Source organism: Streptomyces sp. NPDC057616 (assembly GCF_042800575.1).
Lineage (GTDB): Bacteria > Actinomycetota > Actinomycetes > Streptomycetales > Streptomycetaceae > Streptomyces.
Genome location: NZ_JBHVGU010000006.1, coordinates 201,668 through 225,237 on the forward strand (window position 1 = coordinate 201,668; position 23,570 = coordinate 225,237).

The following is a 23,570-nucleotide window of genomic DNA, read 5'->3' on the forward strand; positions in this document are numbered from 1 at the left end:
AACGCCGAGATTACTGGCCAGAACCTACGGTGTGGGGGCCTGTGGACAACCAGTTTCCACACGCTAGGGTCTGCCGAACAGGCACGTTACTGATCGGTAAGGGGATGCGGCATGCAGCTCGGGATCAACCTCGGCTACTGGGGTGCCGGAATGGACGCGGACAACCTCGCGGTCGCCAAGGAGGCGGACCGGCTCGGGTACGCCGTCTGCTGGGCCGCGGAGGCCTACGGTTCGGACGCCGCCACCGTGCTCACCTGGGTCGCCGCCCACACCGAGCGCATCGACATCGGCTCGGCCATCTTCCAGATCCCGGCCCGCCAGCCCGCCATGACCGCGATGACCGCGGCCACGCTGGACTCGCTCTCCGGCGGCCGCTTCCGCCTCGGCCTCGGCGTCTCCGGACCGCAGGTCTCCGAGGGCTGGTACGGCGTCAAGTTCGACAAGCCGCTGGCCCGCACGCGTGAGTACGTGGAGATCGTGCGCAAGGCGATGACGCGCGAGCGGCTTTCGTACGAGGGCCGGCACTGGACGCTGCCGCTGCCCGGCGGCCCGGGCAAGCCGATCAAGCTGACCGTGCACCCGCAGCGCGAGCACATCCCGCTCTACATCGCCGCCATCGGCCCGAAGAACCTCGAGCAGACCGGTGAGATCGCCGAGGGCGCCCTGCTGATCTTCCCCTCCGCCGCGCACCTGGAGGAGACCACGATCAAGCATCTGCGGGCCGGGCGCGAGAAGGCCGGCAAGACGATGGAGGGCTTCGACGTCCACCCGACGCTGCCGCTGGCCGTCGGGGCCGACAAGGACGTGGCCGCGCTCGCCGACGCCTTCCGCCCCTACACGGCGCTCTACGTGGGCGGCATGGGCAGCGCCAAGCAGAACTTCTACAACCAGCTCGCGCAGCGCATGGGCTTCGAGGCCGCGGCCGCCGAGGTCCAGGAGAAGTACCTCTCCGGCGACAAGCAGGGCGCCGCGGCCGCCGTCCCGCACGACCTGATCGACCAGACGACGCTGCTCGGCTCCGTGGACCGCATCGCGGACCGGATGAAGGAGTACGCCGCCGCCGGTGTCACCAGCCTGAGCCTGAACCCGGCGGGCTTCACGCTCGACGAGCGGCTGGCCTCGCTCCGCGCCGGCACCGAGGCCCTGGAGCGTGCCGGACTGGCGTGACGCCCTGCGCTGACCGGGACATTCCGTGCGAGAAGTTTTCTGCGGCCGTGGTGGGGGCTCGGGGGTCTTCCCCGCCACGGCCGTCACCGTGAACAACGCGCCCGGGCCCCGGTGGTTACGCACCGGTGCGACCTCGCGGGTCCTCCTTTTGGCGGAGTTGTCCGACACAGCTGTTGCAGCACCTCTCGAGCCGCATTTGACTCGTTCTGCGCGGAATCCGGCGGAATTCCGAGCGGCCTGCAGAGAGGTGTCCACGATGCTTTCGGCAAAGAGCCTGTTCCAGGAGATCCTCGACAACGACCATTCCTTCGCCCTGTTCTGCTCCATCGCGGCCAGCGGCGAGTCCCAGGGCGGCTGGGAGAACGCCCGCATCGCCGCGCTCGTGCCCGAGAGCGAACGTCCCCTGGCTCCCAAGATCACCCGGCACGGCGCCGACGAGGACAAGCATGGGCGGATCTTCAACGCGCTGATGAAGAAGCGCGGACTCGAACCCGTGCCGGTACCGCCCGACACCGACTACACGATGCTCCTGGAGAAGCACGGCATCGGCCTGGCCCACGAGAAGCTCAAGGGCCACGAGCCGCTCACCGTGCGGGACATCGTCGTCTACCTTTCGCACAGCCGGGTCACCGAACAGCGCGCCTCCGAGCAGATGGAGCTGCTGCGCAAGCATTTCGCCGACCACCCGGACATCGGCCGCGCGGTGAAGATGATCTCCCACGACGAGGACAACCACCTGGCCTACTGCCACGAGGAGTTGCTCCGTTTCGCGCGCGCCGGGCACGGCCGGACGATCCAGCGGACGCTGCGGGAGTGCGCGCTCGCCGAGATCCGCGTCTACCGCGACGTCAGCATCGCCGTCATGACGCACATGGGCCGCACGCTCGGCTGGTCCGGCGCGAAGTCGGCCCTGCTCACCGCGGGCATCCGGGCCGTCTACGCCTATGAGCGGTTCGCGGGCTGGCGGCGGATGGTCAGCCTGCGGATGCCGGAGCGGCGCGACGCGCTCGGCGGGCCCGCGAGCACCGCCCCCGAGTTCGCCTGACGTCCCCGGGCCTTCCTCCGGGCCGCCGCCTCACAGCCAGCCGCGGCGCTTGAGCAGCCGGTACAGCAGCACCTCCAGCACGGCCATCAGCAGGATCACCGCCGGGTACGACACCGTCCAGTGCAGCTCGGGCATGTGGTCGAAGTTCATGCCGTAGATCCCCGCGATCATCGTGGGGACCGCGGCCATGGCGGCCCACGCGGAGATCTTCCGCATGTCGTCGTTCTGCCGGACGCTCATCTGCGCGAGGTGCGCGGAGAGCACGTCCGAGACCAGCCGGTCCAGACCGTCCACCGCCTCGTTCACGCGTGTGAGGTGGTCGCTCACGTCCCGGAAGAACGGCCGGGCCTTCTCGTGCACGAACGGCACTTTCACGCCGAACAGGCCGTTGCCCGCGAGCCGGGTCAGCGGCTGGGCCAGCGGGCCGGTGGCCCGGCGGAACTCCAGCACCTGCCGCTTGAAGGCGTAGATCCGGGACGCGGTGTGCCGGGAGCCGCCACCCGTCGGCGAGAACACCTCCGCCTCCAGCTCCTCCAGGTCGGTGCCCAGTTCGTCCGCCACCTCCACGTAGTGGTCGACGACGGCGTCGGAGATCGCGTACAGCACCGCCGTGGGGCCGTGCCGGAGCATGTCCGGCTCCTCCTCGAGCCGGTGGCGCACGTGCGCGAGCGGCGACTCCTCGCCGTGGCGGACGGTCACCACGAACGAGTCGCCGAGGAAGACCATGACCTCGCCGGAGGTCACGATGTCGCTCTTGGCCTCGTAGCCGACCGGCTTGAGGACCACGAACAGCGAGTCGTCGTACACCTCGAGCTTGGGGCGCTGATGCGCGTTCAGGGCGTCCTCGACGGCCAGCGGATGCAGGGCGAACTCCTGCGTGACCCGGTCGAACTCCTTCTCGGTCGGCTCGTGGAGGCCGATCCAGACGAAGGCGTCGCCACCGCGGCGGCACATGTCGAGGGCGTCGGAGAAGTCCTCGGGCCCCTCCGTCCGACGCCCGTCGCGGTAGATGGCGCAGTCGACGATCACGGAGCGTATTCTCCCGCCGCACGCCCGTGGATGCACCCGGGCGTGCGCCTACGCTTGGCCGCATGCCCACGCTGATCCTCGTCCGGCACGGACGTTCCACCGCCAACACCGAGGGGGTGCTCGCGGGCTGGACGCCCGGCGTCGCCCTCGACGAACGCGGCACCGCCCAGGCCGCCGCCCTGCCCGGACGCCTCGCCGAGCTGCCGATCTCCGAGGTCGTCAGCAGCCCCCTGCAGCGCTGTCAGGAGACCCTCCGGCCGCTCCTCGAGGCCCGGCCGGGCCTCACCGCCCACACCGAGGAGCGGATCGGGGAGGCGCACTACGGCGACTGGACCGGCCGCAAGCTCGCCGAGCTGGCGGACGAGCCGCTGATGCAGGTCGTGCAGGCGCACCCGTCGGCCGCCGCGTTCCCGGGCGGTGAGTCGATGCGCGCGATGCAGACCCGCGCCGCCGAGGCCGTACGCGAGTGGAACGCGCGCGTGGAGCGTGACCACGGCGCCGACGCCGTCTATCTGATGTGTTCGCACGGCGACATCATCAAGTCGCTCGTGGCGGACGCCCTTGGACTTCATCTCGACCTCTTCCAGAGGATTTCCGTTGAACCGTGTTCCATCACCGCGATCCGTTACACACGACTGAGGCCGTTCCTCGTCCGCCTCGGTGACACCGGTGACTTCACCTCCCTGGTGCCGCGCGAGGAACCCCCGGCCGGCGACGCCCCGGTCGGGGGCGGTGCGGGCGCACCGTGATCGTCGGGAGCAGTAGGGTGAAGCGGTCGCAGTAGCACCGCACCCCTCCGCTCACGCGGTCCGGGCGGTCATCCGGTCCGATGCCGATCCACGAATCCAGGAGACAGGACGTGTCCCGTCAGGTGTTCCTCTACGACCCGCCGGACCGCTTCGTGGCGGGCACGGTCGGGCTGCCCGGACGCCGTACGTTCTTCCTCCAGGCCACCGCGGGCCCCCGTGTGACCAGCGTGGCCCTGGAGAAGACCCAGGTCGCCGCCCTCGCCGAGCGCATGGACGAACTGCTCGACGAGGTCGTGCGCCGCAGTGGCGGCAGCGCCGCCGTGCCGGCCGTGGCCTCCACCGAGGTCAATGACAACGACCCGCTGGACTCCCCCGTGGAGGAGGAGTTCCGGGTCGGCACCATGGCCCTCGCCTGGGACGGCGAGGAACAGCGCATGATCGTCGAGGCGCAGGCCCTCGTGGAGCTCGACGCCGACTCCGAGGAGGACCTCGCCGAGGCCGAGGAGCGCCTGCTCCAGGACGAGGAGAACGGACCCCCGATGCTGCGGGTCCGGCTGACCGGCGCGCAGGCGAGGGCCTTCGCCAAGCGCGCCCTCGACGTCGTCAACGCCGGGCGGCCGCCGTGCCCGCTGTGCAGCCTCCCGCTCGACCCGGAAGGACACGTATGTCCGCGCCAGAACGGATACCGCCGCGGAGCGTGACCGACGTCGACCTGCTCGTGGAGGGTGAGCTCACCGTCCGCGGCCGTATCCGCGAGGCCTCCAACGCCGCGCTGTACTGCACGGTCTCCCACGACGGCCGGGAAGCGGCCTGCATCTACAAGCCCGTCGCCGGCGAGCGGCCGCTGTGGGACTTCCCCGACGGCACGCTCGCCCAGCGCGAGGTGGCCGCCTACGCGGTCTCCGAGGCGACCGGCTGGGGCCTCGTCCCGCCGACCGTGCTGCGCGCGGGGCCGTACGGCGAGGGAATGGTCCAGCTGTGGGTCGAGGTGTCTGCCGAGGCGGAGCTGCTCGCCCTGGTGGAGGGCGAGGAGCCCGAGCCCGGCTGGAAGGCGATCGGCCTCGCCGAGGTGGGCGAGGGACGGACGGCGCTGCTGGTGCACGCCGACGACGAGCGGCTGCGCCGGCTCGCCGTGCTCGACGCCGTGATCAACAACGCGGACCGCAAGGGCGGCCATCTGCTGCCCACGGCCGAGGGCCGGCTGTACGCGATCGACCACGGGGTGACCTTCAACACCGAGAACAAGCTCAGGACCCTGCTGTGGGGGTGGGCGGGCGAGGCGCTGGCCCCGGAGGCGGTCGACGCCCTCAAGGCCCTCCAGGACTCCCTGGGCGACCGGGGAGCGCTGGCCACACGGCTGTCCGGCCTGATCACCGCCGCCGAACTGGACGCCACGCGCGCGCGGGTCGCCGTACTGCTGGAATCCGGCAGGCACCCGGAGCCGAGCGGGGAGTGGCCGGCCATTCCCTGGCCGCCGGTCTAGGAGCAGAGTGGCCGGTGTCGCGCAAGAGCGCCCTACCGGCCATCCGGCCCGGTCCGGTTCGTATACGGAACTTCCGTCCGGTTAGGCTCATGACATGCATGCCTGGCCCGCTTCCGAGGTCCCCGCCCTGCCTGGTCAGGGCCGCGACCTGAGGATCCACGACACCGCGACCGGCGGTCTGGTCCCCCTCGACCCCGGTCCCGTCGCCCGTATCTACGTCTGCGGCATCACTCCGTACGACGCGACCCACATGGGTCACGCGGCGACCTACAACGCGTTCGACCTCGTGCAGCGCGTGTGGCTCGACACCAAGCGGCAGGTTCACTACGTCCAGAACGTCACCGACGTCGACGATCCGCTCCTGGAGCGGGCGCAGCGTGACGGCGTCGACTGGGTCGCCCTCGCCGAGCAGGAGACGGCCCTCTTCCGCGAGGACATGACCGCCCTGCGGATGCTGCCCCCGCAGCACTACATAGGCGCGGTCGAGGCGATACCCGGCATCGTCCCGCTGGTGGAGCGGCTCCGGGACGCGGGCGCCGCCTACGAACTCGAGGGCGACATCTACTTCTCCGTCGAGTCCGACCCGAACTTCGGCAAGGTCTCGAACCTCGACGCGGCCGCCATGCGGATCCTGTCCGCCGAGCGCGGCGGCGATCCCGACCGCCCGGGCAAGAAGAACCCGCTCGACCCGATGCTGTGGATGAGCGCCCGTGAGGGCGAGCCCAGCTGGGACGGCGGATCGCTCGGCCCCGGCCGACCCGGCTGGCACATCGAGTGCGTCGCCATCGCCCTGGACCACCTCGGCATGGGCTTCGACGTCCAGGGCGGCGGCTCCGACCTCGCCTTCCCGCACCACGAGATGGGCGCCTCGCACGCCCAGGTGCTGACCGGCGAGTTCCCCATGGCCAAGGCGTACGTGCACGCCGGCATGGTCGCCCTGGACGGCGAGAAGATGTCCAAGTCCAAGGGCAATCTGGTCTTCGTGTCCGCGCTGCGGCGCGACGGGGTGGATCCCGCCGCGATCCGGCTGGCGCTGCTCGCCCACCACTACCGCTCCGACTGGGAGTGGACCGACCAGGTGCTCGCGGACGCCGTGGCCCGGCTCGGCCGCTGGCGCGCCGCGGTCTCCCGGCCCGACGGCCCGCCGGCCGAGGCCCTGGTCGAGGAGATCCGGGAAGCGCTCGCGAACGACCTGGACGCACCGGCCGCGCTCGCCGCGGTCGACCGCTGGGCCGAGCTGCAGCACGCCGAGGGCGGCACCGACACCGGCGCCCCGGGTGTCGTGTCGCGCGCCGTGGACGCCCTGCTGGGCGTGGCCCTGTAGTACTCGTAGCGCACGCACGGAAAGGGGCGCTTCCTCCGCGGAGGAAGCGCCCCTGCTGCGGTCAGCGGCCGGTCAGATGCGCTGGATCCGCACGCTGCGCAGGACGTTCGGGGACTGGGTGTCCCAGACGCCGATCACCTGGTGGCCGAACGCGAAGGCCTCCTGGATCTGCTGGTGCAGCTGCGGGGTCGGGTTGTTGAGGACCCGGAACTGGTTGTTGATGCGCAGGAAGACCTGCTGCGGCTGGCCCTGCAGCGGGTGGACGATGTCGACGAAGCCGTTCGCCACGCCGGCAGCGAGCGCCTGCGCCTGGACCTGCTGGATCACCTGCTGGACGACCGTCTGCGTGAGCTGGTGGAGCTGCGCCTGCGTCTGCTGCTCCTGCTGCTGGGCCTGCTGGTCCTGCTGGTCCTGCTGCTGTTGCTGACCGTAGGGCTGCTGCTGCCCCATCTGCTGCAGCAGGTGCTGGTACGGCTGCTGCTGGCCGAGCTGCTGGAGCTGTTCCAGGGAGCCGCTCATGCCCATCGGCTGCTGCTGGCCGAGGCCCTGCTGCTGGCCGAAGCCCTGCTGCTGACCGAACGGCTGCTGCTGCCCGAACGGCTGCTGCCCCATCTGCTGCTGCCCGAACGGCTGCTGCTGGTGCTGCTGGTGCTGCTGGTAGGGCGATGTGCTCGGGTACTGCTGGCCTTGCTGTTGTCCCGGTTGGCTCATCTGCGGAATGGTGCTCATGCGGGTGTCACCTTCCCTGATGGTTGGGATACGTCAGCCCGTGACGACCAGGCCGACGATCTCGTCGTCCGAGAACCACACTCGGACGTCGGGCCGTCCCCCCGCGAAGGCGGAGTGCACCGCCTGGCGGATCTCCGGGGACGGGTCGTTGAGGTTCCGCCAGGCGCCGGCCACGAACAGCCTGAGCCTCGGCGGGAGTTCGCGCGGATACGGCAGCAACTCGTCCCAGTACCGCTCGGCCTGGCCCGAGCCGACCGACTGCGGCAGCAGCCGGCTGACCGCCGCCTTGATGTCGGGCCGGTTGCCGATCCGCTGGGAGGCGGGCCGGCCCGGTGCGTCCTGCTGCGGCGAGCCCGTCGCACGCAGCACCTCGCGGGCACGTTCCGGGGACATCGGCGTCTGGCCCGCCGTCCTGAGCATTCCCTGCAGCGCGGCCAGTGCGCCGACCACGACCGGGGAGGCGGAGGACGTCCCCGAGAACGTGTCCGTGTACCAGGCGACCTCCTCGGGCCCGCCCTGCAGATCGCCGGGCCGGTCCCAGAAGCCGCCGGTGGTCGTGACCTCGCGGCCCCAGCCCTGCGCGTCCACGCGGGCGCCGTAGTTGGAGAACGCGAGCCTCGACCGGTCCGGTCCGTGGTCGCGGCCGTGCGTGCCGGGCGGCGGTGCGCCCGCGCCGACCAGAACCGCGCCGGAGGACTGGTTGGAGGGGTTGAACGGGTTGCGCCACCACTCGGGGAACTCGTCGGGGCGGCGCTCGTAGAGCGCGTCGTCCAGCGACTCGCCGCCGTTGCCCGCGGCCGCGACGACGAGGATGCCGCGGGCGGTGGCGGAGCGGACGGCCGCGAAGTCGTCCGGCCACCACTCCAGGGGGAGGTAGCCGCGCTGGTCGTCGCGCTCGGCGTACTCGAACCGCGGCCCCGGACGGTGGAGTTCGACCAGGACGACGTCGCCGGGGGAGAGCCGGTCGGCCGCCGCGTGGATCGCGGCCGCCGTGCCGATGTCCTGGAAGGACGCGGCCGCGGTCACGGCCTCGGGCACGATGCCGCACACGCCGTACTCGCTGCGGTCGCCGCCGATCACGCCGATCACGGCGGTGCCGTGGTTGCGCCAGGCGAGATCGGTCAGCGGGGTGCCGACCACGACGCCGGCCAGCTTGGCGGCCAGGTCCTCGTGGCCCAACTGCCAGGCGCCTTCGACGTCGACGACCGTCACCCCCTGACCCGAGCCACCGGGCCGGTGCCACGCCCAGTGGGCGTCGATCCCGTCGGGGGCGGGGCGCAGATAGCCCTGACGGCCGCTGAAGTCCGGTGTGACCGGGGCGCCTTCCTTCAGGCGGCCGTCGTCGGCCACCGTCGCGGGGACGGCGCCCGGCTTCACGTACGCCGTGTCGATCCCCGGCAGGGCCGCGATCCGCGACCGCAGTTCCTGGGCGCGGCTCTCCCCGCCCCGCACCCGGTAGAACAGCGCGAGGTCGGGAACGCTCCGCTCGCCGGGTGCCGGGGAGGTCTGCTGGAGGCGTTCCTCGCTGCCGAACAGCGGCTGCAGACGCAGCTGTTCGTCGCTGAGGAACATGTTGAGGGCCGAGACGTCGGCACCGGCGGCCGAGCGGACGCCCTCGCTGCGGGCGCGCAGCCGTGCCTCGGCGCTCGCGACCACGATCAGTTCCTGCTCGGCTCCTCGATAGGTGAATCCCGCTCCGTCGGGTCCGGGCCCGCCGGCCCCGGGACCCTGTGCCGGCTGTACCTGGTCGCTCATCGGTGCCGCTCCCTTCGGTTCGGTCCGTGCGGGTGCGTCGTCGCTCCACAACCAAGCACGCGCACGCCGACGCGTAAAGGCTGTTTTCGCCAACTTGGTTTGAGACAAGTTGAATTGGGTAACGTGTGCAATCCGACCGGAAGTAGCGGTCACGTCCTAATCCGGCCAAAGTCGTCGGCGTTCTGACGCGCGGTGCGGCCGCGGGCGACGAGAAGGGCGGTGCGCCACCGGCGCACCGCCCTCACTCGGTCCTCACTCGCTCATTCCTCCGAGGACTCGTCGTCCTCCGTGTCCGGCTTGGGCGGCTTCGGCGGTTTCGGCCGGCCGGGGTTGTCCCGCAGGTAGGGCGGGCTGTCGCTGCCGTCCGCGGTGGCGTGCCCGCCGCCCGCCGGGCCCGAACCGTCCCGGCGCCGCAGATAGCGCTCGAACTCGCGGGCGATCGCCTCGCCCGACGCCTCCGGCAGCTCCGCGGTGTCCCGCGCCTCCTCCAGCGTCTGGACGTACTCGGCGACCTCGCTGTCCTCGGCGGCCAGCTGGTCCACGCCGACCTGCCAGGCGCGCGCGTCCTCGGGCAGCTCGCCCAGCGGGATGCGCACGTCGATCAGGTCCTCCAGGCGGTTGAGCAGGGCCAGCGTCGCCTTCGGGTTCGGCGGCTGCGAGACGTAGTGCGGCACGGCCGCCCACAGCGACACCGCCGGCACGCCCGCGTGCGTACAGGCCTCCTGGAGGATCCCGACGATGCCCGTCGGCCCCTCGTACTTCGTCTCCTCCAGGTCCATCCGGCGCGCCAGGTCCGCGTCGGACGTGGTGCCGCTGATCGGGACCGGACGGGTGTGCGGGGTGTCACCGAGCAGGGCGCCCAGCACGACCACCAGCTCGACACCGAGTTCGTGCGCGAAGCCCAGCAGCTCGTTGCAGAACGAGCGCCAGCGCATGGACGGTTCGATGCCACGGACGAGTACGAGGTCGCGCGGCTTGTCGCCGCCGACCCGGACCACCGAGAGGCGCGTGGTCGGCCACGTGATCTTGCGCACGCCGCCGTCCATCCACACCGTGGGGCGGTTCACCTGGAAGTCGTAGTAGTCCTCGGCGTCCAGCGCCGCGAACACCTCGCCCTTCCACTCCTTGTCCAGATGCGCGACCGCGGCGGAGGCTGCGTCGCCGGCATCGTTCCAGCCTTCGAACGCGGCCACCATGACCGGGTCGATCAGCTCGGGAACCCCCTCGAGCTCGATCACCCAGGCCTCCTTTCCGACATGCCCTCGCTTGACCACCCAACCTTACGGCGTGCGACGGGGGCACTCGCAGCCCCCGTGCACGGGCGGATGAACGGATCACTGCCCTGTTCGGGAGCCCGGGACACCCCCTCCTTGCGCGTACCTCACAGTGTCGAACGCAACCACTGCTCGACGCTCGCGATGTGCACGGTGGCCCACGACCGCGCCGCCTCCGCGTCCCGGTCGCGCAGCGCGGCCAGGATCGCCCGGTGCTCGTGCAGTGTGCGGCTGACCGCGTCCTCCTGGGTCAGGCCGCGCCAGATGCGGGCCCTCGTGGTCGGTCCCGACAGGCCGTCCAGCAGCGAGCAGAGCACCGAGTTGCCGGACGTCTGCACGATGCCGCGGTGGAAGTCGAGGTCGCAGGCCACCAGCTCCTCCACCGACGGCGCGTCCCCGAGCTTGTCCAACTGGGCGGCCAGCGCGTCCAGTTGCTGCTCGCTGATGCGCGAGGCGGCCATCGCGGTGGCGGCCGGCTCCAGGATGCGCCGCACCGCCAGGAACTCCAGCACGGTGTCGTCACGGTGGAAGTCGACGACGAAACTCAGCGCCTCCAGCAGCAACTGCGGGTCGAGGCTGGTGACATACGTGCCGTCGCCCTGCCGTACGTCCAGGATCCGGATCAGCGACAGGGCGCGCACCGCCTCCCGCAGGGAGTTGCGGGACAGCCCGAGCTCGGCCGCCAGCTCGCTCTCCTTGGGCAGCCGGTCGCCGGGGCGCAGCGCGCCGGAGACGATCATCCCCTTGATCTTCTCGATCGCCTCGTCGGTGACCGCCATGTCCCGCCTCCCTGTCGTCCAGACATCCGATGTCTCACGCCATTATGGCGTTCCAACCGGCTGAACGGGGTGCCGAACGCTCAGCTCAGGCCCGCAATCTCCGGCCACGCGAAAGGGGCGGCTCCGTCGGCGCGGAGCCGCCCCTGCCCGCGGATCCGGCCCCCTAGGGGAGAGGGGTCGCTCCGCTGTCGTGCCGGCCCTGGCCAGGGGAAGGGACCGGCACGAGGTCACTTCTTGTCGAGCAGGTCCTGGACCTTCGCGCGGACCTCGTCCGTGGCCAGGCCCCGGATCGTCAGCGTCGTACGGCGGCGCAGCACGTCGTCCGGCGTCTCGGCCCACTCGTTGTCCCGGGCGTAGACGACCTGCGCCCAGATCTCCGGGGCGTCGGGGTGCACCCGCTCGCCCAGCTCCGGGTTCTCGTTCGCCAGCCGCGCGATGTCGAAGGCCAGCGAACCGTAGTGCGTCGCCAGGTGCTTGGCCGTGTCGGCGGCCATCCGCGGCCCGGGCGCCGGGTGGTCCACCAGCAGCCGGTGCGCGACCGCGCGCGGGTTGGCGACGCCGGGCAGCGGCAGCTTCTTCGGCAGCGAGGCGATGGGCTCGAAGTCGTCGCCCAGCGGGTGGCCCGGCAGCGACTCCAGCTTCTTCATGACCGTACGGCCGATGTGGCGGAAGGTCGTCCACTTGCCGCCCGCGACCGACAGCATGCCGCCGCGGCCCTCCGTGACCACGGTCTCCCGCTTGGCCTTCGCCGTGCTGCCGGGACCGCCGGGCAGCACCCGCAGACCCGCGAAGGAGTACGTGATCAGATCCCGGGAGAGCTGCTGGTCGCGGACCGAGAAGGCGGCCTCGTCGAGGATCTGGGATATGTCCTGCTCGGTGACCGCGACGTCCGCCGGGTCGCCCTCGAACTCCTCGTCGGTGGTGCCGAGCAGCAGCATGTCCTCCCAGGGGAGGGCGAAGGTGATGCGGTACTTGTCGATCGGGGTGGCCAGGGCGGCCTTCCACGGCGAGGTCCGCTTCAGGACCAGATGCGCGCCCTTCGACAGCCGGATCGACGGCGCGGCATTGGGGTCCTCCATCTTGCGCAGGTGATCGACCCACGGGCCGGTCGCGTTCAGCACGAGCCGGGCGTCGACGCCGAACTCGTCGCCCGAGGTGCGGTCGCGCAGCTCGGCGCCGGTGACCCGGCCCCGGGTGAAGCGCAGGCCGGTCACCTCGGCGTGGTTGAGGACGACGGCGCCCGACTCGACGGCCGCGCGGACCGTCATCAGCGCCATGCGCGCGTCGTTCATCTGGTCGTCGCCGTAGACGGCCACGGCCTTGAGGTTCTCGGTGCGCAGCTCGGGCACGTCCTGCGCCGCCCTGGCGGGGGAGAGGAGGTGGCCGACGCCGTCACCGAACGCGGAGAGCGCGGAGTAGGCGAAGACGCCCGCCCCGAGCTTCGCAGCGCCGTGCGGCCCGCCCTTGTACACGGGGAGGTAGAACGTGAGCGGGTTCGCCAGGTGTGGTGCCACCTGGCGGGAGACCGCACGGCGCTCGAAGTGGTTCTCCGCCACCAGCTTCACCGCGCCGGTCTGCAGGTAGCGCAGACCGCCGTGGAGGAGCTTGGAGGAGGCGGAAGAGGTGGCGCCGGCGAAGTCGCCGGCGTCGACCAGAGCCACCCTGAGGCCGGACTGTGCGGCGTGCCAGGCGGTGGAGATGCCCAGGATGCCTCCGCCGATCACGAGAAGGTCGAACGACGCCTTGGCGAGCTGCTCCCGGGTCTCGGCGCGGCTCGCGGTGAAGCCGGGGGCCGGGCGGGTGCCCAGGGCAGGCACGGACTGCAGGGTGGACTGACTGGTCATTTCGGGTTCTTACTCCTCATCAGAGCCGGCTCGGCCTTTGCGGGCCCTCGTCAGCTCTCGTCCTCGAGCCAGCCCATGGTCCGGTCGACGGCCTTGAGCCAGTTCTTGTACTCACGGTCGCGGGTCTCCGCGTCCATGCGGGGGGTCCACTCGGCGGCCCGGCGCCAGTTGGCGCGCAGGTCGTCGGTGTTGTTCCAGAAGCCGACGGCGAGACCGGCGGCGTAGGCGGCACCGAGGCAGGTGGTCTCGGCGACCATCGGGCGCACCACGGGGGCGTCCAGGACGTCGGAGAGCGTCTGCATCAGCAGGTTGTTGGCGGTCATGCCGCCGTCGACCTTGAGGGTGGACAGCTCGACGCCGGAGTCCTTCGTCATGGCGTCGGCGATCTCCCGGGTCTGCCAGGCGGTGGCCTCCAGGACGGCGCGCGCGAGGTGCGCCTTGGTGACGTACCGGGTCAGGCCGGCGATCACACCGCGGGCGTCGGCGTTCCAGTGCGGGGCGAACAGGCCGGAGAAGGCCGGCACGAAGTAGGCGCCGCCGTTGTCCTCGACCGACAGCGCGAGCGTCTCGATCTCGGCGGCGGTGGAGATCAGGCCCATCTGGTCGCGCATCCACTGCACCAGGGAGCCGGTGACGGCGATCGAGCCCTCCAGGGCGTAGACCGTCTTCTGGTCGCCGATCTTGTAGCCGACCGTGGTGAGCAGACCGGCGTACGAGTTGATGATCTTGTCGCCGGTGTTCATCACCATGAAGGTGCCGGTGCCGTACGTCGACTTGGTCTCGCCCTCGGCGAAGCAGGTCTGCCCGAACAGGGCCGCCTGCTGGTCACCGAGCGCGGAGGCGACCGGGATGCCGCCGAGCAGGTCGCCCAGCTTGCCGCCGGTGATCTCGCCGTAGACCTCGGCGGAGGAGCGGATCTCGGGCAGGATCTGCAGCGGCACGCCGATCGACTCGGCGATCTTCTCGTCCCACTCCATGGTGTGCAGGTTCATCAGCATGGTGCGGGAGGCGTTGGTGACGTCGGTGACGTGCTTGCCGCCGTCCGTGCCGCCGGTCAGGTTCCAGATGACCCAGGTGTCCATGGTGCCGAAGACGATGTCCCCGGCCTCGGCGCGCTCCTTGAGGCCGTCCACGTTGTCCAGCAGCCAGCGGGCCTTGGGACCGGCGAAGTAGGAGGCGAGGGGGAGGCCGGTCTCGCGGCGGAAGCGGTCCTGGCCGACATTGCGCCCGAGCTCCTTGCACAGGGCGTCGGTGCGGGTGTCCTGCCACACGATGGCGTTGTGGACGGGCTCACCGGTGTTCTTGTCCCACAGCACGGTGGTCTCGCGCTGGTTGGTGATGCCGATGGCCTTGATGTCGTCGCGGGTGATGCCGGCCTTGGCGATGGCCCCGGCGACGACCTCCTGGACGTTGGTCCAGATCTCGGTGGCGTTGTGCTCGACCCAGCCCGGCTTGGGGAAGATCTGCTCGTGCTCCTTCTGGTCGACGGAGACGATACGGCCGTCCCGGTCGAAGACGATGCAGCGCGAGGAGGTCGTGCCCTGGTCGATGGCGGCAATGAACGGGCCGGCGGTGTGGGCGTCGGTCACTGTGTGCTCCTGGGGTTCACTGAGTTGAGAAGGGGACTGTTCCACCGTGCTTTAAGCAAAAGCGACGTTGTAGATGCCTGCAGCGATCGCGCCGCCGATCAGCGGACCGACCACCGGTATCCAGGCGTAGCCCCAGTCGGAGCCGCCCTTGTTGGGCAGGGGCAGAAGGGCGTGCACGATGCGCGGGCCCAGGTCGCGGGCCGGGTTGATCGCGTAGCCCGTCGGGCCGCCGAGCGAGAGGCCGATGGAGACGACGACCAGCGCGGTGATCAGACCGCCCAGGACGCCGAGTCCGTTGCCCTTGTCGTTGAGACCCTGCGTGAGCACCGCGAGGATCAGCACGATGGTGCCGATGATCTCCGTGAGGAGGTTCTGCACCGCGTGGCGGATCTCGGGGCCGGTGGAGAAGATGCCCAGGACCGGGCCGGCGCCCTTCTCCTGCGCCTCGACGGCCTTGACCTTGGTGGCCTGCGCGCCCGGACCGCCGACGATCTCCTTGTCGGTCAGGTGCGCGTGGAACTGGCCGTAGTAGGCGACCCACACCAGGGTCGCGCCGATCATCGCGCCGAGCAGCTGGCCGGCGAAGTAGACCGGGACGTTGCTCCAGTCGCTGTCCTTGATGGCCAGGGCCACGGTGACGGCGGGGTTGAGGTGGGCACCGGAGAGCGGGCCGGAGATGTAGACCGCCGTCAGGACGGCGAAGCCCCACCCGAAGGCGATGGCGAGCCAGCCGGCGTTACGGGCCTTGGAGGCCTTCAGCGTCACGGCGGCGCAGACGCCACCGCCGAGCAGGATGAGTATGGCGGTACCGATGGTCTCGCCGATGAAGATGTCGGAGCTGGACACCCGCGACTCCTTTGTCCTTCGTCCAGGGGACCGAACCCCGGGTCCCTCCGGGAGTTCGAGCTGCCCTCGGGGGTGAGAGCGATGCCGGCCCTTGGCGTTGTCACACTCTAGCGCGTATTGCCGTTAGGTGTTCGACAATGCCGACCGATGGACGGGAGTCTTGCCCCGGGGTCGCGTGCCCGTCAAGGGGCCTGTTGGCGAAAATGCGATCGTTATCGATCGGCCGGATATGTCGATCTTGCAGGTCAGCTGCGTACGGCGGGGTAACAAGCACGGTGCGTACCGACCGGGCGGTAGGTGCCGCGCGCCGACGCCGGCCCGACGGGTTCAGAACCGTCCGGCGCCCAGGTCCCGCGAGACCGCGCGGGCGCAGTCCCGCACCGCGGCGATGAGTTCGGGGCGCAGCTCGCCGTCCCGGCACAGCCGCTCCACGGCGCCGGTGATGCCCACGGCGCCCACCGGCATCCGCCGCCGGTCGTGGATGGGCGCGGCCACCGAGGCCACGCCCTCCCAGGTCTCCTCGACGTCGGCCGCGTACCCACGCGCGCGCGACATGTCGAGGATGTGCTCGAAGTCCTCCAGGTCGCACACCGTGCGGTCGGTGAAGGCCTTGCGGTCCGCCTCGATCGCCTCGCTGTGGGCGACCGGGTCGTAGGCCGACAGGACCTTGCCGAGGGCCGTGGAGTGCAGCGGCTGCATGGCCCCGATCTCCAGCACCTGACGGCTGTCGTCGGGCCGGAAGACGTGGTGCACGATGAGGACGCCGTGCTGGTGCAGTACGCCGAGGTAGACGCTCTCGCCGCTGGAGCGGGCCAGGTCGTCGGTCCACACCAGGGCGCGCGCCCGCAGCTCGTGCACGTCGAGATAGGTGGTGCCCAGGCGGAGCAGTTCGGCACCCAGCTGATAGCGCCCGGAGGCGTCGTCCTGCTCGACGAAGCCCTCCTGCTGGAGGGTGCGCAGGATGCCGTGGGCGGTGCCCTTGGCGAGACCCAGAGACGAGGCGATGTCCGAGAGGCCGAGCCGTCGCTCGCCACCCGCGAGCAGCCGCAGCATCGCGGCCGCCCGTTCGAGCGACTGGATGTTCCGTGCCATCGCCGTACTGCCTCCGTCCCCTTCGACCGTCGACGAACGACGTCGCTGCCGCTGTTCGGCAATGCCGAACACTACCGGTCGATGCCGACCTCTCGCCAATGGTCGGCTGTCATCCGTCGAGATCTGTTGCGTCACACGTATCCCGCAAGTGGCCTGTCCGTCATCCTCGTCCGCGTCGTGGACGCCCCGTCCGTCCTCGTCCGGACCCGGTTACCCTGGCGAGGTGCGCCCACCGCGGAAGATCCGCGGGCGGACGCAAAGCCGACAGCCGTCGCACTTCAAGGGAGCCCCTTCATGGCCTCGTCGCCACTGACCCCTTCCGCCGACAGCCGGACCCGTGTGTCCGCGCTCCGTGAGGCGCTCGCCACCCGTGTGGTGGTGGCCGACGGAGCCATGGGCACCATGCTCCAGGCGCAGGACCCCACCCTCGAGGACTTCCAGAACCTCGAGGGCTGCAACGAGATCCTGAACCTGACCCGCCCCGACATCGTCCGCTCGGTGCACGCGGAGTACTTCGACGCCGGCGTGGACTGCGTCGAGACCAACACCTTCGGCGCCAACTACGCCGCGATGGCCGAGTACGACATCCCCGAACGGGTCTACGAGCTGTCCGAGGCGGGCGCCCGCATCGCCCGCGAGACCGCCGACGGCTACCTCGCCCGCGACGGCCGCCAGCGCTGGGTGCTGGGCTCCATCGGCCCCGGCACCAAGCTGCCCACGCTCGGCCACATCGGGTACACCACGATCCGCGACGCCTTCCAGCAGAACGCCGAGGGCCTGATCGCGGGCGGCGCCGACGCGCTGATCGTGGAGACCACCCAGGACCTGCTGCAGACCAAGGCCGCGGTGATCGGCGCCCAGCGGGCCCGCGAGATCTCCGGCCTGGACCTTCCGATCATCGTCTCCGTCACCGTCGAGACGACCGGCACCATGCTGCTGGGCTCCGAGATCGGCGCCGCGCTGACCGCGCTGGAGCCGCTCGGCATCGACATGATCGGCATGAACTGCGCCACCGGCCCCGCCGAGATGAGCGAGCACCTGCGCTACCTCTCCCGGCACTCCCGCATCCCGCTGTCCTGCATGCCGAACGCCGGCCTCCCGGTCCTCGGCAAGGACGGCGCGAGCTACCCGCTGAGCCCGTCCGAACTGGCCGACGCCCACGAGACCTTCGTCCGCGACTACGGCCTCTCCCTCGTCGGCGGCTGCTGCGGCACCACACCCGAGCACCTGCGGCAGCTGGTCGAGCGGGTCCGGGCGACCGCCCCGACCGAGCGCCGCCCGCAGCCCGAGCCCGGTGCCGCCTCCCTCTACCAGACGGTGCCGTTCCGTCAGGACACCGCGTACCTCGCCATCGGCGAGCGCACGAACGCCAACGGCTCCAAGAAGTTCCGCGAGGCGATGCTGGAGGGCCGCTGGGACGACTGCGTGGAGATGGCCCGCGACCAGATCCGCGAAGGCGCCCACATGCTGGACCTGTGCGTGGACTACGTCGGCCGGGACGGCGTCGCCGACATGGAGGAGCTGGCCGGCCGCTTCGCCACCGCCTCCACCCTGCCGCTCGTGCTGGACTCCACCGAGGTCGACGTCATCCGGGCGGGTCTGGAGAAGCTCGGCGGGCGCGCGGTCATCAACTCGGTCAACTACGAGGACGGCGACGGCCCCGAGTCCCGGTTCGCGCGCGTCACCCGGCTGGCCCAGGAGCACGGCGCCGCGCTGATCGCGCTGACCATCGACGAGGAGGGCCAGGCGAGGACCCCGGAGAAGAAGGTCGAGATCGCCGAGCGGCTGATCGAGGACCTGACGGGGAACTGGGGCATCCACGAGTCGGACATCCTCATCGACACCCTGACCTTCACCATCTGCACCGGCCAGGAGGAGTCCCGCAAGGACGGCCTGGCCACCATCGACGCGATCCGCGAGCTCAAGCGCCGCCATCCGGACGTGCAGACCACGCTGGGCCTGTCGAACATCTCCTTCGGCCTCAACCCGGCCGCCCGCATCCTGCTCAACTCCGTCTTCCTGGACGAGTGCGTCAAGGCGGGCCTGGACTCGGCGATCGTGCACGCCTCCAAGATCCTGCCGATCGCCCGCTTCGACGAGGAGCAGGTCACCACCGCCCTCGACCTGATCTACGACCGCCGCGCCGAGGGCTACGACCCGCTGCAAAAGCTCATGCAGCTGTTCGAGGGCGCCACCGCGAAGTCGCTGAAGGCCGGCAAGGCGGAGGAGCTGGCGGCGCTGCCGCTGGACGAGCGCCTCAAGCGGCGCATCATCGACGGCGAGCGCAACGGTCTGGAGGCGGACCTCGACGAGGCCCTCCAGGAGCGCCCGGCGCTGGACATCGTCAACGAGACGCTGCTGGACGGCATGAAGGTCGTCGGCGAGCTCTTCGGCTCCGGCCAGATGCAGCTGCCGTTCGTGCTGCAGTCCGCCGAGGTGATGAAGAGCGCGGTCGCCTACCTCGAGCCGCACATGGAGAAGACCGACGCCGAGGGCAAGGGCACCATCGTGCTGGCGACCGTGCGCGGCGACGTCCACGACATCGGCAAGAACCTGGTCGACATCATCCTGTCCAACAACGGCTACAACGTCGTCAACCTCGGCATCAAGCAGCCGGTCTCCGCGATCCTGGAGGCGGCCGAGGAGCACCGCGCCGACGTGATCGGCATGTCGGGACTCCTGGTCAAGTCCACGGTGATCATGAAGGAGAACCTGGAGGAGCTCAACCAGCGCAATCTGGCGGCGACCTACCCGGTCATCCTCGGCGGCGCGGCCCTCACGCGCGCGTACGTCGAGCAGGACCTGCACGAGGTCTACGACGGCGAGGTCCGCTACGCCCGCGACGCGTTCGAGGGCCTGCGCCTGATGGACGCGCTCATCGGCGTCAAGCGCGGCGTGCCCGGTGCGAAGCTGCCCGAGCTCAAGCAGCGCCGGGTGCGGGCGACCGCCCCCGCCGAGGTGGAGGAGCACCCGGAGGAGGGCCACGTCCGCTCGGACGTCGCCATCGACAACCGCATTCCGGAGCCGCCGTTCTGGGGCACCCGCGTCATCAAGGGCATCCAGCTCAAGGAGTACGCGAGCTGGCTCGACGAGGGCGCGCTGTTCAAGGGCCAGTGGGGCCTGAAGCAGGCCCGCACCGGCGAGGGGCCGTCGTACGAGGAACTCGTCGAGACCGACGGGCGGCCGCGGCTGCGCGGTCTGCTCGACAAGCTCCAGACCGAGAACCTCCTCGAAGCGGCCGTCGTCCACGGCTACTTCCCGTGCGTCTCCAAGGACGACGACCTGATCATCCTGGACGAGCACGGCAACGAGCGCACCCGCTTCACCTTCCCGCGCCAGCGCCGCGGCCGCCGGCTGTGCCTCGCGGACTTCTTCCGCCCGCAGGAGTCCGGCGAGACGGACGTCGTCGGCCTCCAGGTCGTCACCGTCGGCTCGCGGATCGGCGAGGAGACGGCGCGCATGTTCGAGGCGAACGCCTACCGCGACTACCTCGAACTGCACGGCCTGTCCGTCCAGTTGGCCGAGGCACTGGCCGAGTACTGGCACGCGCGCGTGCGGTCGGAGCTGGGCTTCGCCGGTGAGGACCCGGGCGCGATGGAGGACATGTTCGCCCTCAAGTACCGGGGCGCCCGCTTCTCCCTCGGCTACGGAGCGTGTCCGAACCTGGAGGACCGGGCCAAGATCGCGGACCTGCTGGAGCCCGAGCGGATCGGCGTGAAGCTCTCGGAGGAGTTCCAGCTGCACCCCGAGCAGTCCACGGACGCGATCGTGATCCACCACCCGGAGGCGAAGTACTTCAACGCGCGCTGATACGACGCGCTGCGACGGCGCACCGAAACGGCGCGCCGGATCCGGCGAAGGCGCAGCTCACAGCGGCGCGCGGCGTACAGACGGTGTGCCCCGGACCACGCCGGATAAACGAGGCGTTTCCGCCGCGACAGTCGTACACTGGTCGGTCCACTGCAGGCCGGTTCCCGCGCGGGAACCGGCCTGATCGTCCCTCAAGGAGGTGCGCCCGGATGACCAGTACGGTCCCTGCGCTCGGAACCCGTACGGCCGAAGGCTCCGCTCTTCAGGCCGTGCTCCTCGACATGGACGGAACCCTGGTGGACACCGAGGGCTTCTGGTGGGACGTCGAATGCGAGATCTTCGCCGGTCTCGGCCACACCCTCGACGACTCCTGGCGCCATGTCGTGGTCGGCGGTCCCATGACCCGCAGTGCGGGGTTCCTGATCGAGGCGACCGGCGCCGACATCGCCCTCGCCGAGCTCACGGTGCTGCTCAACCAGGGATTCGAGGAGCGCATCACCCGCGCCCTGCCGCTGATGCCGGGCGCCGCCAGGCTGCTCGCCGAGCTCTCCGAGTTCGAGATCCCCACGGCCCTGGTCTCCGCCTCCCACCGGCGCATCATCGACCGCGTGCTCAGCTCGCTCGGCCCCCAGCACTTCGCCCTGTCGGTGGCCGGCGACGAGGTGCCGCGCACCAAGCCGCACCCCGACCCCTATCTGACCGCGGCCGCGGGACTCGGGGTGGACCCGGCCAGATGCGCGGTCGTCGAGGACACCGCGACCGGCGTCGCGGCGGCCGAGGCCGCGGGCTGCCACGTGGTCGTGGTGCCGTCGGTGGCCCCCATCGCGCCCGCCGCCCGGCGAACCGTCGTCACTAGCCTGGAAGACGTGGACCTGACATTCCTGCGCGGTCTGATCGCCACGTGACGCCGGAGCCGATCACAGAACCGATCACCGCGTTGATGACGGCACGGATGACGGCCTTGAAAGACGGCCTTGATGACAGAAATGCGCTGAGCGTTCACCCAGTGTGCAGAGTCGATAGGACAGGAATTCCGGAGTCCGGTGTGCGAAGGAATTCGAAACAAGACGACCGGCCGAATTCCGGTGCCGATCACGCCTGTTGATGGTGTGACGTTCGCCACTCGCACGGGGCTCGACAGGTCGGACGGTGTGTGCAGTCGGCCCCGTTTCGGGGTGGGCCGCTGTGCCCTTGTGTCCCGATTGATGGAAAGCTGCACTAATCCTTCCTGTCACGGGCTTCCGGTCTGTCCACGGCCGGTTCCGCTGCGTGATGGTGGCTCAACTCCAGTGACTGCGAACCCTCGTGCAGGTGCGGACTAATCTCGTCGCGAGAACCATCGCCCCTACCCCCGTGATCCGCCGCGACACCCCTGCATGCCGGGTACACGGACCTGAACAGCTCTGGAGAAACACGAGCATGAACCGCAAGACATTGGTGCTGCCGGCCGTGGTCGGCCTGCTCGCGCCCGTGCTCGCCGCCTGTGGTGGTTCCGACAGCGGCAGCAGCGGTGGGGACGCGATCGTCGTCGGGACGACGGACCAGTTCACCGCCACCAAGGATGCCCCTGCGCCGCTCGATCCGGCGTACGCGTACGACGTGGGCACCTGGAACATCCTGCGCCAGACCGTGCAGACGCTGATGATCCAGCCGCGTGGCGAGGGCGAACCCGTCCCCGAGGCCGCCGAGAGCTGCGGATTCACCGACTCCGGCAATGAGCGCTACGCCTGCAAGCTGCGTGAGGGCCTGAAGTTCGCCAACGGCGACGCCATCACCGCGCAGGACGTCAAGTACTCCATCGACCGCGTGCGGGCCATCAACGCGGAGGGCGGCCCGGTCGGCCTGCTCTCCACCATCGACACGGTCGAGGCCAAGGGCGACCGCGACGTCATCTTCCACCTGAAGACCGCCGACGCCACCTTCCCGTACAAGCTGTCGACCCCGGTCGCCGGCATCGTCAACCCCGACGACTACGAGAAGAAGAAGCTGCGCGACGGCTTCGACGTGGACGGCTCCGGTCCGTACACGCTGCAGAGCGAGGTCAAGGACGACTCGCTCGTGAAGGCCACGTTCACCAAGAACCCCAACTACAAGGGGACGCTCAAGGTGAACAACTCCAAGGCGGAGATGGTCTCCTACGCGGACGCGGACGCGATGGGCAAGGCGCTCGACAAGGGTGACATCGACGTCATGACCCGCAGCATGTCGCCGGAGCAGATCCAGAAGCTGTCCAACGACTCGGACAACAGCGTCGACCTCGTCGAGATGGCCGGACTCGAGATCCGCTACCTCGCCTTCAACACCGACGCCCCGAGCGTGAAGTCGAAGGCCGTGCGCCAGGCGATGGCCCAGCTGATCAACCGCGGCGAGCTCGTCTCCAAGGTCTACGGCACCCAGGCCGAGCCGCTGTTCTCGCTGGTCCCGGCCAGCATCACCGGCCACTCCAACTCGTTCTTCAACAAGTACGGCGACCCGAGCACCGCCAAGGCCAAGTCCCTGCTGGCGGCCGCCAACATCACCACCCCGGTGAAGCTGACGCTGCACTACACGACCGACCACTACGGCTCGGCCACCAAGAAGGAATTCGAGATCCTTCAGAAGCAGCTCAACGGCAGCGGTCTGTTCGACGTCAGCATCCAGGGCGCGCTCTGGAAGGACTACATCCCGGCCGAGCGCAAGGGCGCGTACGACGTCTGGGGCATGGGCTGGTTCCCCGACTTCCCGGACGCCGACAACTACCTGGCGCCGTTCCTGGACAAGGACAACTTCCTCAAGCTGCCGTACCGCAACAGCAAGATCATCAACAGCCTCATCCCGGCGTCCCGCCGCGAGGCCGACCGCATCGCCGCTTCCCCGGATCTGACCCAGATCCAGGACACCGTCGCGGACGACGTGCCGATCCTGCCGCTGTGGCAGGGCAAGCAGTACGTGGCCGCCCGCGACGACGTCACCGGTACCGCGTACGCTCTCAACTCCTCCTCGACTCTCCAGTTGTGGGAGCTCAGCCGTGGCGTGAGCGGCTGACCTCCGTCCCCGGGGCCCCAGGGACGGCGGC

General features: G+C 70.2%; 18 protein-coding genes. 9 read left to right on the forward strand and 9 right to left on the reverse strand.

The annotated features are described in order from the left end of the window. Positions 1 to 111: 111 nt before the first annotated feature. Both ACFU97_RS09605 and ACFU97_RS09610 read left to right on the forward strand, forming a co-directional pair. Complete coding sequence (locus ACFU97_RS09605; RefSeq protein WP_384253206.1) at positions 112 to 1,167, forward strand: LLM class F420-dependent oxidoreductase; 1,056 nt, start codon at positions 112 to 114, stop codon at positions 1,165 to 1,167. 256 nt (positions 1,168 to 1,423) lie between these two features. Further along, positions 1,424 to 2,212, forward strand: a complete 789-nt coding sequence (locus ACFU97_RS09610) for a ferritin-like domain-containing protein (RefSeq protein ID WP_384253208.1) — start codon at positions 1,424 to 1,426, stop codon at positions 2,210 to 2,212. 30 nt (positions 2,213 to 2,242) lie between these two features. On the opposite strand, the gene corA is transcribed toward ACFU97_RS09610, so the two are convergent. Further along, positions 2,243 to 3,241: a magnesium/cobalt transporter CorA gene (corA, locus tag ACFU97_RS09615; protein ID WP_384253211.1), complete on the reverse strand. Its 999-nt coding sequence runs from the start codon at positions 3,239 to 3,241 to the stop codon at positions 2,243 to 2,245. A gap of 62 nt (positions 3,242 to 3,303) precedes the next feature. Between corA and ACFU97_RS09620 the strand changes: the two genes are divergently transcribed. The 4 genes from ACFU97_RS09620 to mshC all read left to right on the forward strand — a co-directional run bounded on the left by ACFU97_RS09620 (position 3,304) and on the right by mshC (position 6,797). Beyond that, on the forward strand, positions 3,304 to 3,990 hold the full coding sequence (locus ACFU97_RS09620; RefSeq protein WP_384253214.1) for a histidine phosphatase family protein: 687 nt from the start codon (positions 3,304 to 3,306) through the stop codon (positions 3,988 to 3,990). Between the two features lie 110 nt (positions 3,991 to 4,100). Continuing rightward, on the forward strand, positions 4,101 to 4,691 hold the full coding sequence (locus tag ACFU97_RS09625) for a DUF3090 domain-containing protein (RefSeq protein WP_384253217.1): 591 nt from the start codon (positions 4,101 to 4,103) through the stop codon (positions 4,689 to 4,691). Next, positions 4,655 to 5,473 carry an SCO1664 family protein gene (locus ACFU97_RS09630; RefSeq protein WP_384253220.1) on the forward strand — a complete coding sequence of 273 codons (819 nt, stop codon included), beginning with the start codon at positions 4,655 to 4,657 and terminating at the stop codon, positions 5,471 to 5,473. Before ACFU97_RS09625 ends, ACFU97_RS09630 begins: the two co-directional genes overlap by 37 nt. Positions 5,474 to 5,567: 94 nt before the next feature. Next, the gene (gene mshC, locus ACFU97_RS09635) at positions 5,568 to 6,797 is read left to right on the forward strand and encodes a cysteine--1-D-myo-inosityl 2-amino-2-deoxy-alpha-D-glucopyranoside ligase (RefSeq protein WP_384253223.1); all 1,230 of its coding nucleotides are present in this window, start codon (positions 5,568 to 5,570) and stop codon (positions 6,795 to 6,797) included. Between the two features lie 72 nt (positions 6,798 to 6,869). Here mshC and ACFU97_RS09640 read toward each other — a convergent pair whose 3' ends face one another. The 8 genes from ACFU97_RS09640 to ACFU97_RS09675 all read right to left on the reverse strand — a co-directional run bounded on the left by ACFU97_RS09640 (position 6,870) and on the right by ACFU97_RS09675 (position 16,705). Continuing rightward, positions 6,870 to 7,526: a hypothetical protein gene (locus tag ACFU97_RS09640; protein ID WP_384253226.1), complete on the reverse strand. Its 657-nt coding sequence runs from the start codon at positions 7,524 to 7,526 to the stop codon at positions 6,870 to 6,872. 33 nt (positions 7,527 to 7,559) lie between these two features. Then, the gene (locus ACFU97_RS09645; protein WP_384253229.1) at positions 7,560 to 9,281 is read right to left on the reverse strand and encodes a S8 family peptidase; all 1,722 of its coding nucleotides are present in this window, start codon (positions 9,279 to 9,281) and stop codon (positions 7,560 to 7,562) included. A gap of 260 nt (positions 9,282 to 9,541) precedes the next feature. After that, positions 9,542 to 10,519 (reverse strand): PAC2 family protein, encoded by a 978-nt coding sequence (locus tag ACFU97_RS09650; RefSeq protein ID WP_384253231.1) that lies wholly within the window; start codon positions 10,517 to 10,519, stop codon positions 9,542 to 9,544. Positions 10,520 to 10,662: 143 nt separating this feature from the next. Next, the gene (locus ACFU97_RS09655) at positions 10,663 to 11,334 is read right to left on the reverse strand and encodes a FadR/GntR family transcriptional regulator (RefSeq protein WP_384253234.1); all 672 of its coding nucleotides are present in this window, start codon (positions 11,332 to 11,334) and stop codon (positions 10,663 to 10,665) included. Between the two features lie 227 nt (positions 11,335 to 11,561). Beyond that, complete coding sequence (locus tag ACFU97_RS09660; RefSeq protein ID WP_384253237.1) at positions 11,562 to 13,178, reverse strand: FAD-dependent oxidoreductase; 1,617 nt, start codon at positions 13,176 to 13,178, stop codon at positions 11,562 to 11,564. Positions 13,179 to 13,228: 50 nt separating this feature from the next. Further along, on the reverse strand, positions 13,229 to 14,767 hold the full coding sequence (gene glpK, locus ACFU97_RS09665; protein ID WP_384253239.1) for a glycerol kinase GlpK: 1,539 nt from the start codon (positions 14,765 to 14,767) through the stop codon (positions 13,229 to 13,231). 51 nt (positions 14,768 to 14,818) lie between these two features. Continuing rightward, positions 14,819 to 15,613, reverse strand: coding sequence for an MIP/aquaporin family protein (locus ACFU97_RS09670; protein WP_384253242.1), 795 nt, complete (start codon positions 15,611 to 15,613; stop codon positions 14,819 to 14,821). A 327-nt stretch (positions 15,614 to 15,940) separates the two neighbouring features. Beyond that, on the reverse strand, positions 15,941 to 16,705 hold the full coding sequence (locus tag ACFU97_RS09675; protein WP_384253245.1) for an IclR family transcriptional regulator: 765 nt from the start codon (positions 16,703 to 16,705) through the stop codon (positions 15,941 to 15,943). 294 nt (positions 16,706 to 16,999) lie between these two features. Here ACFU97_RS09675 and metH point away from each other — a divergent pair, with 294 nt between their 5' ends. The 3 genes from metH (at position 17,000) to ACFU97_RS09690 (ending at position 23,539) form a co-directional block, all read left to right on the forward strand. Continuing rightward, entirely contained in the window at positions 17,000 to 20,515 is a 3,516-nt protein-coding gene (gene metH / locus ACFU97_RS09680; protein ID WP_384253248.1) for a methionine synthase, read from the forward strand. Positions 20,516 to 20,724: 209 nt separating this feature from the next. Next, entirely contained in the window at positions 20,725 to 21,420 is a 696-nt protein-coding gene (locus ACFU97_RS09685; RefSeq protein ID WP_384253250.1) for an HAD family hydrolase, read from the forward strand. 514 nt (positions 21,421 to 21,934) lie between these two features. Beyond that, the gene (locus ACFU97_RS09690; RefSeq protein WP_384253253.1) at positions 21,935 to 23,539 is read left to right on the forward strand and encodes an ABC transporter substrate-binding protein; all 1,605 of its coding nucleotides are present in this window, start codon (positions 21,935 to 21,937) and stop codon (positions 23,537 to 23,539) included. The last annotated feature ends 31 nt before the right edge of the window (positions 23,540 to 23,570 follow it).